This window comes from Hydrotalea flava, from assembly GCF_001623405.1.
Classification (GTDB): Bacteria; Bacteroidota; Bacteroidia; order Chitinophagales; family Chitinophagaceae; genus Hydrotalea; species Hydrotalea flava.
In genome coordinates this window covers 1-14,362 of record NZ_LUHG01000090.1, presented here as the reverse complement: position 1 = coordinate 14,362, position 14,362 = coordinate 1, and the positions used below count along the sequence as shown (strand labels likewise).

General features: G+C 37.0%; 11 protein-coding genes. 6 read left to right on the top strand and 5 right to left on the bottom strand.

The features are described from left to right. Positions 1 to 144: 144 nt before the first annotated feature. A complete protein-coding gene (locus A0F92_RS10525) occupies positions 145 to 2,715 on the top strand; it encodes a WD40/YVTN/BNR-like repeat-containing protein (protein WP_167517026.1) in 2,571 nt (856 codons plus the stop codon). Positions 2,716 to 2,721: 6 nt separating this feature from the next. Here the strand turns inward: A0F92_RS10525 and A0F92_RS10520 are convergent, their stop codons facing one another. After that, a complete protein-coding gene (locus A0F92_RS10520; protein WP_068245450.1) occupies positions 2,722 to 3,813 on the bottom strand; it encodes a tryptophan 2,3-dioxygenase family protein in 1,092 nt (363 codons plus the stop codon). A gap of 236 nt (positions 3,814 to 4,049) precedes the next feature. On the opposite strand from A0F92_RS10520, the gene A0F92_RS10515 reads away from it, so the two are divergent. After that, complete coding sequence (locus tag A0F92_RS10515; RefSeq protein ID WP_068245449.1) at positions 4,050 to 5,414, top strand: alpha-amylase family glycosyl hydrolase; 1,365 nt, start codon at positions 4,050 to 4,052, stop codon at positions 5,412 to 5,414. Positions 5,415 to 5,454: 40 nt separating this feature from the next. After that, on the top strand, positions 5,455 to 6,300 hold the full coding sequence (gene pyrF, locus A0F92_RS10510; protein WP_068245448.1) for an orotidine-5'-phosphate decarboxylase: 846 nt from the start codon (positions 5,455 to 5,457) through the stop codon (positions 6,298 to 6,300). Here the strand turns inward: pyrF and A0F92_RS10505 are convergent. Together A0F92_RS10505 and kynU are read right to left on the bottom strand one after the other, a co-directional pair. Further along, positions 6,292 to 6,915 (bottom strand): SGNH/GDSL hydrolase family protein, encoded by a 624-nt coding sequence (locus A0F92_RS10505; RefSeq protein WP_167517025.1) that lies wholly within the window; start codon positions 6,913 to 6,915, stop codon positions 6,292 to 6,294. The two genes, pyrF and A0F92_RS10505, sit on opposite strands and share 9 nt — an antisense overlap. After that, complete coding sequence (gene kynU / locus A0F92_RS10500; RefSeq protein WP_253810364.1) at positions 6,905 to 8,185, bottom strand: kynureninase; 1,281 nt, start codon at positions 8,183 to 8,185, stop codon at positions 6,905 to 6,907. Before kynU ends, A0F92_RS10505 begins: the two co-directional genes overlap by 11 nt. A gap of 99 nt (positions 8,186 to 8,284) precedes the next feature. Between kynU and A0F92_RS10495 the strand changes: the two genes are divergently transcribed. Next, positions 8,285 to 10,765, top strand: coding sequence for a S9 family peptidase (locus A0F92_RS10495; protein WP_068245439.1), 2,481 nt, complete (start codon positions 8,285 to 8,287; stop codon positions 10,763 to 10,765). An 88-nt stretch (positions 10,766 to 10,853) separates the two neighbouring features. On the opposite strand, the gene A0F92_RS10490 is transcribed toward A0F92_RS10495, so the two are convergent. Beyond that, on the bottom strand, positions 10,854 to 11,576 hold the full coding sequence (locus tag A0F92_RS10490) for a response regulator (protein WP_167517024.1): 723 nt from the start codon (positions 11,574 to 11,576) through the stop codon (positions 10,854 to 10,856). A gap of 227 nt (positions 11,577 to 11,803) precedes the next feature. Here A0F92_RS10490 and A0F92_RS10485 point away from each other — a divergent pair, with 227 nt between their 5' ends. Then, entirely contained in the window at positions 11,804 to 12,589 is a 786-nt protein-coding gene (locus tag A0F92_RS10485) for a S1/P1 nuclease (protein ID WP_068245435.1), read from the top strand. Here the strand turns inward: A0F92_RS10485 and A0F92_RS10480 are convergent, their stop codons facing one another. Next, positions 12,590 to 13,771 (bottom strand): cation:dicarboxylate symporter family transporter, encoded by a 1,182-nt coding sequence (locus tag A0F92_RS10480; RefSeq protein ID WP_253810362.1) that lies wholly within the window; start codon positions 13,769 to 13,771, stop codon positions 12,590 to 12,592. It lies immediately after the preceding gene. A 273-nt stretch (positions 13,772 to 14,044) separates the two neighbouring features. Between A0F92_RS10480 and A0F92_RS10475 the strand changes: the two genes are divergently transcribed. Then, the coding region (locus A0F92_RS10475; protein WP_167517023.1) for an acyl-CoA dehydrogenase family protein at positions 14,045 to 14,362 on the top strand (318 nt) is incomplete at its 3' end.

Genomic DNA, 14,362 nt, shown 5'->3' with positions numbered 1-14,362 from the left:
ACACCGGAATGAAAAATAGTTATAAGCGGTATGATTAACCAACGCATAAATTGTATATTAGATTTACGAATGTACTTTTTATTCCGCAATTAAGGTTTACGGTATAGATCCGCATTCATTTATGAAATGCTAAATGAAAAAATTATGCTAAAACTAACTTTAATCACTGTATGCTTGTGTATTGCAATAAGCCTGTTTGCACAAGTGCCTCCAACTTCAGCCGATCAAAGATTGAAGGGATTGGAGAAAAAATCGGCGTTGATAGCTCAATCAGTTATTAATCAAATTCCATTTAGAAATGTAGGTCCCAGCATTATGAGTGGTCGCGTTGTTGACCTAGCCGTAAACCCTAAAAGTCCTACTCAGTTTTATGTGGCCTATGCAACCGGAGGATTATGGTATACCCAAAATAACGGACAGAGCTTTACCTCAGTTTTTGATAGCGTGCATGTGATTACAATAGGGGCCATAGCGGTTGACTGGACATCCGGTACCATTTGGGTAGGTACAGGCGAAGTAAATAGCAGTCGCTCATCATATGCAGGATTGGGTGTATACAAATCAAATAATCGTGGCAAAACATGGCAGTATATGGGATTACCTGAAAGTCATCATATTGGAAAAATTGTACTACATCCCACCAATAAAAATATTGCATGGGTTGCCGTACTGGGCCACTTGTATTCTCCCAATATAGAGCGGGGTGTGTACAAAACAACAGATGGTGGTAAAACCTGGAAACAAACTTTGTTTGTGAATGAAAATACAGGAGTAGTAGATCTGGATATTCAATCAAAAAATCCATCGGTATTGTATGCGGCAGCATGGTACAGAACCCGCACGGCTGCTAACTTTGAAGAAAGTGGAGCGAGTAGTGGTATTTATAAAAGTACGGATGGCGGTAATTCCTGGAAGTTGATAACGAATGAAGGTGCAGGTTTCCCTGTTGGCAAAGGCGTTGGCAGAATTGGATTAGCAACTGCTCATCAACATTCCAATTGGGTGTATGCTGTGGTAGATAATAATTTTCATTTGCCTGATACTGCAAAAAAAATGACCGATACTTCAAAATACACCCTCACTGATTTTAAACATTTATCGAAAGAAGCATTCCTTGCTTTAGATAATAAAAAATTAAATACTTTTTTACGACTGCGTAGAAATGGAATTCCTGAAAAATACACTGCGGAAATTATTAAAGAAAAAGTTAAAGCAAATGAATTAAAGCCCACCTGTATTTGGGATTATTTAATGGATGCAAATACTGCTTTATTCACAACACCCATTATTGGTTGTGAAGTATACAGGAGTGAGGACGCAGGTAAAACCTGGAAAAAAATGAATGATAAACAATTGAAATTATACAATACCTATGGCTATTACTTTGGTAAAATATTTGCCAGTGCTGCCAATGATGATAAATTGGTGATTACCGGTTTTGATGTTGAATTAAGTGCGGATGGTGGTAAAACATTTAAACCAATTAATAATGTATTAACCCATGCCGATCATCACATAGCCTGGATAAATCCTGCTGATGATCAACACATGATTATTGGTAATGATGGAGGTTGCAATATTACTTATGATGATGGTGCGCATTGGTTTAAGGCGAATACCCCATCCGTTGGTCAGTTTTACTCCGTTACTTATGACATGGCTACTCCTTACAATGTTTATGGTGGATTACAGGATAACGGCAGTTGGTTCGGCCCTTCAAACCATAAAGAGAATCCCGGATGGATGGCGAGTGGTTCCTATGCGTTTAAACCAATTAATGGTGGCGATGGTATGCAGGTGCAGGTTGATTGGAGCGACAATACAACGGTTTATTCCGGATTTCAGTTTGGAAATTATATGCGTAGCAATAAAAACAGGCGTGTATCTGTTGATGAGCCGGACGCAGATGCAGTTCCGGGAGAATCGGAAAGTTCAATAAAGTCGGTTGCTGCTGCTAATGCAAAAGAGGATTCAACTATTTATATCCATCCGCGTGGCGATTTAGGAGAAGCGCCATTGCGTTTTAACTGGCAAACACCTATTTTATTAAGCAGGCATAATCAGGATATTTTATACTATGGCAGTAATAAATTTCAACGTTCATTGCACCGGGGCGAAGATTTGGAAACGTTGAGTAATGACTTAACAACCAATCCACCACAGGGCAATGTGCCATTTGGCACATTAACTACCATTAGTGAAAGTCCTTTGAAGTTTGGTTTGTTGTATGCCGGTGCCGATGATGGCTCATTACATGTTAGTTTTGATGATGGTTATACCTGGCAATCTATTCAGGATGGTTTACCTAAAGGCTTATATGTTAGCAGGGTAACTGCCAGTGCTTTTAAAGAAAACAGGGTGTATGTAAGTTTAAATGGTTATCGGAATGATGATTTTAAGCCCTATTTATTTGTAAGCGATGATTATGGCAAAACCTGGAAGTCCATTGGTGCTGATTTGCCATATGAATCAATCAATGTAATAAAAGAAGACAACAAACTCAGTAATGTAATTTATGTGGGTACTGATGGCGGATTGTATGTAAGTGCCGACAATGGTACTACGTTTATGGGATGGAATAATGGTTTGCCTTTTAGTATTCCGGTACACGATATTGCCATCCAACCTATAGCCAACGAAATTATATTGGGGACACATGGGCGCAGTATTTATATTGCTCCACTTAAAGAAGTACAAGCAAAACTTAAGAAATAATGTATGCTACAATGTATAAGTAATATGCTGTAAAACAGCTTCAGGTAAAACCGGCAGTTTTTTTCTTTCAATCAGAAAGGTAGACAGGCCGGCTAAATCTTTAAAAATAAAATGTTGTTGTACAGCGCCTTCTAAATAGCCGGCACCGCTGGTATTGCCGGTACCAACACGCATGCCAATCATTCTGCGCACCATTGTTAAATGTTGATGGCGCCAGGTGCTTAATAAATGGTCTGTTTCAATCAATGCATCAATAATTTGGAATGAAGTTTGGAACAAAGGATAATTTCTGTATAGAATCATGAATAAGGCCGATTGCAGTGCAGATGCGGTAAACTGGTGCCTGAGTGCTTTACATTCTTCTTCTGTAAGATTACCATTGTTTTGATTGAATAAAACAAAATCAAAATCTGTTAATTTATTTTTTTCATGTATGTTTAAGTTTGTTACATATAAATGTCTGTAATCATTCCAGAAAGGGTGTTCTGTAATAGAAGATGGAGTTAATGAAATGGGCCGGTAAGTTTTCCATAAATCCGGTTTTAAAAAAGGCATACGCTCTAACCATCTGTTCAATAATTCAGCTAATGATGGTGTTGCTTCTGCCTCATTAATGGTTGAATAATCTGTCATCGTAAAGCCGCCTTCGTTGGTTCTTTTGTAATAATCAGATCGGTGGCGTTGTTGCATTTTTAAACCCAATTTGGCTTCAATCATTCTAAATTGTAAACTCTGAAAGCCGGATGCCGGAACAAGTAAATTCCGAAACGACAGGAAATCCAGTGGTGTCATCGTATCCAAAATGCGTACCTGTTGGTTTAATAAATTCAAGATGGTGTTGATTCTTTTAATGCGCTGCAAAATAATACCCGCATCTTCCGTATTATCATTTATGGTTTCTTTTCTGAAAATGGCAGTAATGCTATCTATCTCAAATAAAATTTGTTTAAACCAAAGCTCGTAAGCCTGGTGTATTATAATAAACAACATTTCATCATGCGCCGGCTCATTTCCTTCATTAAAACTAATGGGTTGCTGACTGTTTAAAATATGATTTAATTGCAAATAGTTGTGGTAATAGGGGGATGAATTTTCCATTGTACAATCGTTTATAATAATGCTACAAATAAAAAACTTATCATTCAAATTCTTTTATTTTAATTTTTTCATTGGAATTCGTTCCTGTTATTCTTCAAACTATGCAGTAATTTTTTCAAAACTTGTTTAAATGTGTTTAATTTACACATCCATTCTATCACTTACATCGGCAATGGTATTTATTTTTGTAAGGCCATTCTGTTGAACGTGGTTTTTTAACATTCAATTTTTGTAAAATGAAATCATTCCTAAGTCTTTTAGCGGCCATTGTTTTATTAACTGCCTGTAATCAACCTTCTCATCAACAATCAATTGTTGCAAACAATGATACGGCTACTATTAATGGCCATCCTGCCTGGATTATGCAGGGCAATATTTATGAAGTAAATATCCGTCAGTACACTGCTGCCGGAACATTTAAAGCTTTTGAGCCCAATTTAGACCGACTGAAAGCAATGGGTGTACAAACTTTATGGTTTATGCCCATTAATCCTATCAGCAAAACAGATCGTAAAGGCAGCTTAGGAAGTTATTATGCAGTAAGTACTTATATGGATGTAAATCCTGAATTTGGTACAATGGCAAATTGGAAGCAGTTGGTTGCATTATGCCATGAAAAAGGTTTTAAAGTACTATTAGACTGGGTACCCAATCATACAGGAGCTGATCATTATTGGTTAACCAAACATCCTGATTTTTATGTGAAAGACAGTACAGGCAAACCTGCAATGGCTGCTGATTGGGCAGATACGCGTAAATTAAACTATGCCAATAATGAATTACGCGATACAATGATTGCGCAAATGAAATATTGGATTGATTCTACCGGAATAGATGGTTATCGTTGTGATGTGGCCAGTGATGTTCCGGATGATTTCTGGAAAAAATGCATTGCTACATTAAGAAAAGATAAAAACATTTTTATGTTGGCCGAAGGCGATAAGCCTGCTTTAAATGAAGATGGTTTTGATGCCACTTATACCTGGAATGATTTTAATATCATGAAAGAAATTGCAAAAGGTAAAAAGCCGGCTTATGCAATAGATAGTGCTTTGCATAGAACAGATAGTTTGTTTCCCAAAAATGCATTGCGCATGTATTTTACCAGTAATCATGATGAGAATAGCTGGAATGGAGCCGATTTCTCAACCATGCCCGGCGCCAGTCATGCCCCTTTTGCAGTATTTACGCAAACAATTGTGAGAAGTGTTCCCCTCATTTACAGCGGCCAGGAAGAACCTGTATTAAGGGTTATTCGCTTTTTTGATAAAGATACTATGGTATTTAATAAATACGAACGGGCACCCTTTTATGCTAAGTTATTGCATTTAAGGAGTGAAAATGAAGCTTTGGCTGCAAATGCAACATTTATGCAAATTCATACCAATGCCGATGATAAAGTATTTGCTTATTTACGAACCATGAAGAATAAAAAAGTATTGGTGGTATTGAATTGGAGTAGTAAGCGCGTAGCCATTAATTTGAATCATCCCCAAATTATTGGAAATGCTACTGAATTATTTACGAACGAAAAAGTGAGTATTGCAAAGGGTATGTCGTTACCATTAGAAGCATGGGGCTATAAAGTGTTTGTATACTAAATAACTCATTATCAAAAATTAGAACTTTAACTATCTGTTTATGCTGTTGAAAGATTTAACGCAACAAATTATTCAAAACAAAAGTTTTTTGTGTGTTGGCTTAGATACCGAGTTAAAAAAACTGCCTAAACACTTGCAACAGCAACCCAATGCCGTACTCAATTTTAATAAAGCAATTATTGATGCAACTAAAACCTTTTGTGTAAGTTATAAACTGAATACGGCTTTTTATGAAGCGATGGGTGCAAAGGGTTGGGATATAATGGAAGCAACCTTGCATTATATCCCTACTACGCATTTTTCTATTGCTGATGCAAAGCGCGGCGATATTGGCAATACTGCTGCACAATATGCCCGCACGTTTTTTGAAATATATCCTTTCGATGCTGTAACAGTAGCGCCATACATGGGTGAAGATAGTATTCGCCCGTTTTTAGAGTATAACCAAAAAGTTACCATTGTATTGGGCTTAACTTCAAACAAAAGCAGTGAAGATTTTGAACAGTTAATCGTTCAGGAAACAGGCGGTAATTCCGGTGCTTATTCACAAAAAAAACTGTACGAAAAAGTTATAGAAAAAGTAGCAAACTGGGGAACAACTGAGCAATTAATGTTTGTGGTAGGTGCAACCAAAACTGTGGAAATGAAACAAATTCGTTCAATTGTTCCGGAACACTTTTTTCTGGTGCCGGGGGTTGGTGCACAGGGCGGCAATTTAAATGAAGTGGCTGATTTTGGGTGGAATAAAAATGTTGGACTTTTAGTAAATGCCAGTAGAAGCATTATTTATGCAGATGATACTGAAAATTTTCAAATAGCTGCAACTGCAGCAGCTGCAAAATACCAATTGACTATGCAACAGATACTTTCTCAAAAATTACTGTAATTTTTTTATCAGTACTGCAATCATTTGTGCCCATTGCCGATACATTGTAGTGGTGTAGTGTAACCCATCATCCGTAAAATATCCTTCTTCAACAATATACTTTGTTAAGTTGGCGATATTGATAAAATGTACACCTGCTTTGTTGCAATGTGCTTCACAAATAACATTCAATGTATCAATTTCTTTGTGAATTTTTTCAATGTTTGTTGCATGTTTACGCGCTGCAAAAGGCGAATAGCCCCAATCGGGAATTGCAATGCCCATTACTTTGCCGGGTTGGTTGCCTGTAAAATGTATGGCTTTTTGTAACAGGAATTGATAATCATTTTCAAATTCAGTAATATCGGAATTTCTGTATTGGTTATTAACGCCAATTAATAATGTTACAAAATCATAATTTGTGCTGAAAGGGTGATGAATTAAATATTCTGCCAGCTCAAAACTGGTCCAACCGGTTTTGGCAATTATTTCGGGCGCATTGCAATGAATCTGCATTTGGCGAAGTAGCTGCATCAGTTGATAAGGAAAACTATCATACAATGGTACACCTTCACCAATGGTGTAGGAATCGCCGAGGCAAAGTAATTGATGAACCGGTTTCATATTAAAATTCATTTTTTAATATTTCATAAAATGCAAATACATCCTGAAAACTGCAATACAATGGTGCCGGAGCTATACGAATTACCCCCGGTTCTCTGAAATCTGCTATAATTCCTTTTTCCAACATTTTGCTGTGTATGGTTTTGCCATTTTCTTTAAAATAAAGCGATAATTGTGCACCCCGTTCTTTAGGTGCTGCGGGTGTAATCATTTCAAACCCAATATTGGGTAATTGCTTTAATAGAAAATCCAGATAACCGGTTAATGCTATGCTTTTCTTGCGAATTGCATCCATGCCTGCTGCTTCAAAAATTTCGAGCGATGCCATTAGTGCGGCAGTATTCATCACTTGTGTAGTGCTTATGTTCCAACCGCTGGCATTGTTTTTTGGTTTAAAACCTTTTTCCATTTTAAATCGTTCTTGTTCATCATTTCCCCACCAACCACCTAAACGCGGAAAGTTAATATTGGTGGCATATTGTTCATGAATATATATACCACCAATTGCTCCCGGCCCGCCATTCAAATATTTATAACTGCACCAAACGGCAAAATCTACATTCCATTCGTGTAACTGAACCGGTACATTGCCTGCTATATGTGCCAGATCAAAAGCTGCAACGGCATCGGCTTTGTGTGCTGCAGCAGTAATTGCTTTAATATCAAACAATTGTCCGGTATAATATTGTATGCCACCTATTAAAACTAAGGCCAATTCGTTGGCATGTGTTTCAATGGTTGTAATAATTGCGCTGGTTTGTAAAGTTTTATTGCCCGGTTCAGGCTGTATTTCAATAATGGCAGATGTAGGTTCTAAACCATAATGTTTTACCAGCGTTTCAACGGCATATTGATCGGACGGAAAAGCGCCGGCCTCCATTATAATTTTAAATCGTTTTGAATTGGGTTTATAAAAACTTAATAGCAGTAAGTGCAAATTCACCGTCAGTGTATTCATTACAGTTACTTCATGTGGCAGGCATCCCATTATTTTGGCGAGTGAAGGTTTTACATATTCCTGATAATACAACCAGGGATGGGTGCCGGTAAAAAAGCCTTCAATGGCGTGGTTACGCCAGGAGGCCAATTCCGTTTCTATGATGGTTGCAGCCTTTTTGGGTTGTAATCCTAATGAGTTGCCACAAAAGTAAACGGCCGCTTTGTTATGAATGGTTGGGAAATAAAACGCGTTACGATATATTTTTAAAGGATCATTTTCATCGGCATTTTTAGCAAATGCAAAATCTGTGCTGTAGGCTGTCATCATTTTCTGTTTGTACAAATTAACTCTATTTGCTTCAAATATTTTTCGGCTGTTTATGGATAAGCGGTTTTTGGGATATTGGTTAATTGGCTATTTTTAATTTTCCAAAAAAATGCTATGAGAAAATTATTTTTATTGATGGTGTTATTGGTGTGTACATCCATATTGTATGCCCAACAATTGGTTACGAAAGCTAATTATGAACTGGCAGCAAAGTATTCCCCGAACCGGTTAAAGAAAATGGTATTTAGTACAGCCGTTGATCCCCACTGGCTCAAAAAATCGAACCGTTTTTGGTATATGTATGAAACTACAGCAGGAAAAAAGTGGCTGTTGGTTGATCCTGTTAAAAATGAAAAAAAATTATTATTTGACAATGGTAAATTGGCTGTAGCCATCACTTTAATGGTGAAAGACCCTTTCGATGCACAACATTTACCCATAGATAGTTTAAAGTTTGTTCGTGATGAAAACTGGATTCAATTTCAAATAAAAAGTTCAATTGACGAGGTGAACACCGACACTTCCATAAAGAAGAGCGAAGAACCAAAGCCAAAGAAAAAAGTGTTTTACTTTGAATACAACATTCATACCAATGAATTGGTGGATTTGAAAGATTTTAAGCGCCCTGCAAGAAAGCCCGCCTGGGCAAATATTTCGCCCGATAGTGCCATTATTTTGTTTGGAAGAGAGAATAATTTGTACTGGATGGATAAGCAGAATTATGAAAAAGCCCTGCAAAATGAAGATGACTCTACCATTGTAGAACATGCTTTAACAAAAGATGGTATAGAAAACTTTAGTTACTACAATTCCTCCAATTTATCGGGCTTAGGCGAATCGAATGTAGATAAAGAAAAAAATAAGAAAAAAAGGAAATCCGTTTGGGCTTATTGGTCGCCCAATAGCAGGTATTTTAGTTTAACAAGGGTAGACAATAGAAATGTGCAAGATTTATGGGTGATTAATAGCATTGCACAACCAAGGCCTACCTTAGAAACATATAAATATTGGATGCCCGGTGAAAAACAATCACCGGTAGATCATTTATATGTGTTTGATATGCAAAAGCAGGAAGGTAAAGAATTGCAAGTGGCGGCTTTTAAAGACCAAGATATCAGTATTTGGGCGGCTCCTGACAAAAAGAATAATAGAGATGATGATACCCGACCCAGTATTTGGTTAGGCAATAATCAGGCATTTTATTTTACACGTACCAGTCGCGATTTAAAAAGAATTGATATTTGCAAAGCCTGGGTAGTGCCCGATACCATTCAAACATTAATTGAAGAGCGTTTTAATACTTATGTAGAGGTAAGGAGGTTAGGACTGGTAAATGATGGCAAAGAACTTATTGAATGGAGTGAACGGGATGGATGGGGGCATTTTTATTTGTATGATGGCAATGGAAAATTGAAAAACCAAATTACATCAGGCCCTTATCATTGTGAAGATATATTAGGCATTGACGCAGATAAAAGAATATTGTATTTTACTGCCAATGCCAAAGAGAAAAATGAAAATCCCTATTACCTGCATGCCTATAGTATTCATTTTGATGGTACGGGATTAACCTTACTGAATTCTGGGAACTTTGATCATGCGGTGGATATGAATGATGATAACCGTTATTTTATAGATAACTTTAGCAGGGTAAATACCGTTCCAGCTTCGGTTTTATACAATAGTGATGGAAAAATTTTAATGAATTTAGAAACAGCCGATTTATCAGCCTTAATGGCTACCGGTTATCATTTTCCCGAACCATTTAGTGTAAAGGCAGATGATGGTATTACCGATTTATATGGTGTATTGTATAAACCTTTTGATTTTGATTCCACCAAAAAATATCCGGTGATAGAATATGTTTATCCCGGCCCTCAAACCGAAGCAGTGAATACAGCATTTTCTACCAATATGAATAGAACCGATCGGTTGGCACAATTGGGTTTTGTAGTAGTAACAGTTGGTAACAGAGGTGGCAACCCTTCGCGTAGCAAATGGTACCATACGTATGGATATGGTAATTTACGTGATTATGGTTTGGCCGATAAAAAAACTGCTGCAGAGCAATTATGCAATAAGTATAGTTTCATGGATATCAATCGTGTGGGTATTCATGGGCATAGTGGGGGTGGATTTATGAGTGCAGCTGCCATGTTGGTATACCCTGACTTTTTTAAAGTAGCCGTTGCATCATCGGGTAATCATGATAACAGTATATATAACCGTTGGTGGAGTGAAAAGCATCATGGTGTAAAAGAGGTAATTAAAGGAGGCGATACCAGTTTTGTGTATAGTATTGATAAAAATCCAACTATTGCCAGCCATTTAAAAGGGCATTTAATGCTTTCTACTGGCGATATTGATAACAATGTGCATCCTGCCAACACCATTCGTTTGGCTAATGCACTCATAAAAGCCAATAAACGATTCGATTTGGTAATGATGCCCGGCCAACGACATGGTTATGGTGATATGACTGAGTATTTCTGGTGGCGCATGGCAGATTATTTTTCACAATACTTAATGGGCGATCATACTGAGCGGAATGTAGATATTACTGAAATGGATAATGATATTCCCATGAGTAAGTAAAAACGAACAGCACACAAGTTTCAGACAATAAAAAGGCTGCCTCCAAATTGGGGCGGGTCTTTTTATAAAACTATTTTTGTTTGTAAAGTTAGCTTGCCAGAAAAGCTCTGTAATCGGCCATTCGGGCTAAGTTATGTTTAATGGAAAAATAACGCAGATTACTGTCTTCTTTAATTTTTGGAACATTTTGAATGCCGGTTTTTTTTACCATTAATTCATGCAAATTACGCACTTCATCTTCTGTAATATCCAGCAAATAGGCCATACGCGGAACAGTAAGACCCATTACATGAAAAATCAGATATTTGCGTTCTAATTCCGTATAATTATATGGATTAACATTTCTGATTTTCAATTCCCGATAAGCTAATGAATCTTCAATGATGGTAGGATAAGGCAATGTGGTTCTGGGATCCAGATAAAACTCCTCACCATTCATAATTCTTTGAAAAGCATCAATAATCAGGTCTTCAAAGAAGGGCTTCATGATAAACCCTTCTGCCAGACAAAGTGTGGCATTAAACAGGTTTTCTTCCGTATCATGAACAGTGAGTATTAAAATCTTAATATTGGGATAAAAAATCTTCATGTAATGGGCAAGCGAGGCTCCATCTGCTCCGGGCATATTAATATCAATTACCAATAAGTCAGGCAGGGGCTTCTTTGCAATTTCCAGGTCTTTGATATACACTAAAAATTCATAAACGGAGTAGCAAGCCTTCTCCATCACAAAGTCGGTACGCTCTATAAAAAAATCTCTAAAGCGCCAATGGGTTCGGTAGTGGTCATCTACCATAACAAATCTGTACATGCACGTAAGTATTGGTTAATAATCAGCATAATTCTGCCATCCACTAAACTTCATGCTTTATCTTTTTTGATTTGTTGGGGGACAATTTCAAACAGCAAATTACATTTTTTTGCAGCAATTTTCCAAAAATCCTTTTTAACAGATATTTTCACCCATTTAACCGTTCTTAATTTATTAATCCATTTTTTAAACGGCATCTTTTACTTTCGTTTAAAAAAAATGAGATTATGAGAAGAAAACTATTTTTTATTGCGATACTATTTTATGTGCCTTTATCATCAATGGCATGGGGCATGTTAGGCCATCGGGTAGTTGGCCAGATAGCTGAAAGTTATTTAACTCCAAAAGCTGCTGCAGCCATTAAAGATATTTTAGGCAATGAAACCATGGCTTTAGCCAGTACATGGGCCGATTTTGTAAGATCTGATCATGAATACGATTATCTCTCTCCATGGCATTACATAAATGTAGCCGATAATTTAACGCAGGAGGAATTGAATGCTTATCTGGCGCAGGATACCATTGCAGATGCATATACCAAAATTAATTTTTTAGCCACTGAATTAAAGCGCAAAGACTTATCGAAGGATGTCAAAAAAATGTATGTACGTTTATTGATTCATATTGTTGGGGATGTACATCAGCCCATGCACGTTAGCCGGGAAGAAGATGCCGGCGGAAATAAAATTAAAGTGTTTTGGTTTGGCCAGCCTACCAATTTACATTCGGTTTGGGATGATAAATTAATCAGCAGTGAGCAGTTAAGCTATACGGAATATACCAATGCCATCAATTATACCAACAAAGCGCAACGCCAGGCCTGGATGCAGCAACCCGTTAGTCAATGGATTTATGACTCTTATGTAATAGCACAAAAATTATATGCTGAAGTAAAAGCACCCGATCAAAAATTAAGTTACCGATATGTGTACGACCATATTCAAACTGCTAATGAGCAATTATTAAAAGGCGGTGTGCATTTGGCCGGTTTAATGAATCAGATTTTTGGATAATCAGGTAGCAGGATTCACATACTCCTTTTCGCTTTTTGCAATAACAATGGTAGCAACGCCATTGCCAATTAAATTGGTGATGGCTCTTGCTTCACTCATAAATTTATCTACCCCTAATAAAAATGCCAAACCTTCTACAGGTATGGTGTGTATGGCAGTAAGGGTAGTGGTTAATACAATAAAGCCGCTGCCGGTAACACCCGCAGCTCCTTTTGAGGTAAGCATTAGTATCAGTATTAACATCAGTAAATGCTCAAAACTTAAATGTACCTGATACAGTTGTGCTATAAAAATGACTGCCATCGATAAATAGATGGAAGTACCATCCAAATTGAATGAATAACCGGTAGGTATTACCAAACCTACTACCGTTTTACTGCAGCCCATCTTTTCTAGTTTCGACATTAAAGTAGGCAAGGCAGCTTCTGATGAAGAGGTTCCCAACACCAATAAAAGCTCTTCTTTTATAGCCACCAAATATTTCCAGATACTTAAATTGTAATATTTTAAAATGCTGCCCAATACTATAAAAACAAACAAGGCAGATGCTCCATAAACACAAGCCACTAATTTGGCAAGTGGCAGCAGCGTAGCCAATCCAAATTTACCTACGCTAAAAGCCATTCCTCCAAAAGCGCCTACCGGCGCCAGATACATCACATATTTTAGTGCAATAAAAACATAATGTGATAATTTGCCTAGTTGATGAATAATGTTGATTCTGTTTTTATTTTTGTTAATAACAATCCCTGCAATGATGGCCAATAATAAAGCTTGAATGGTGGTATTGGATTGCAAAAAACTGAGCCAGTTAAATGATTTGGATGCAGTGGTTGCTTTTGCCGCTGCTGCCACAGGTAATAACTGTTTGTTGATATTTCCAGGCTTAAGTATTAACGCTACACCCATTCCAATCAATAAGGAAAGCGTTGTAATGAGCTCGAAATAAATAATGGATTTTATACCAATTCGGCCTACCTTTTTCAAATCGCCCATGCTCGAAATACCCAATACAATGGTGAAGAAAATAATGGGAACAATAAAAATTTTAATTAAATCAACGAAATAAGTGCCTAAAAACTTCATGGAAACAGCTGTATCCGGGAAAAAAACACCCAATGCAATGGCAGCAATAATTGCAATAAAAACATAAAAAGTTAAGTGGCTGAGAATTTTTTTCAAAATAGCATGTTTAGCAGTGTAATGTTCAAGTCGTTGATATACAAATATAAAGTTGAAACCCATTAAATATTATTCATAAAAAAACAGATGCCGGATGAAGATTCAATTCATCAATCAATATTGCGTTCGAAGCAAGGGCAATCCTAAAAGAAAAATGTAACAAAATGCGGAGAGATGTGTGCATCTTGTTACATTTGTTTTAATTGTATTAGGTGTGTAGTTTAAAACCTGTTTTCCTGAAATTCAACGATTCATTCTAATAAAAAAAAGAATATGGCTGCCAGAACCGATTTATTCCAGTCACCCGATTATTTTCAGTTAGATGATTTATTAACCGAAGAACACAAAATGGTACGGGATGCTGTGCGTAATTATGTAAAAAAAGAAATTTCGCCCATTATAGAAGAATATGCACAAAATGCAGCTTTTCCCGAGCAAATTGTATCACAAATGGGTCAATTAGGCTGCTTCGGGCCCACCATTCCGGCACAATATGGCGGTGGCGGTTTAGATTATATTAGTTATGGATTAATGATGCAGGAACTGGAACGGGGCGATAGCGGGGTTCGTTCTACTGCCAGTGTTCAGGGC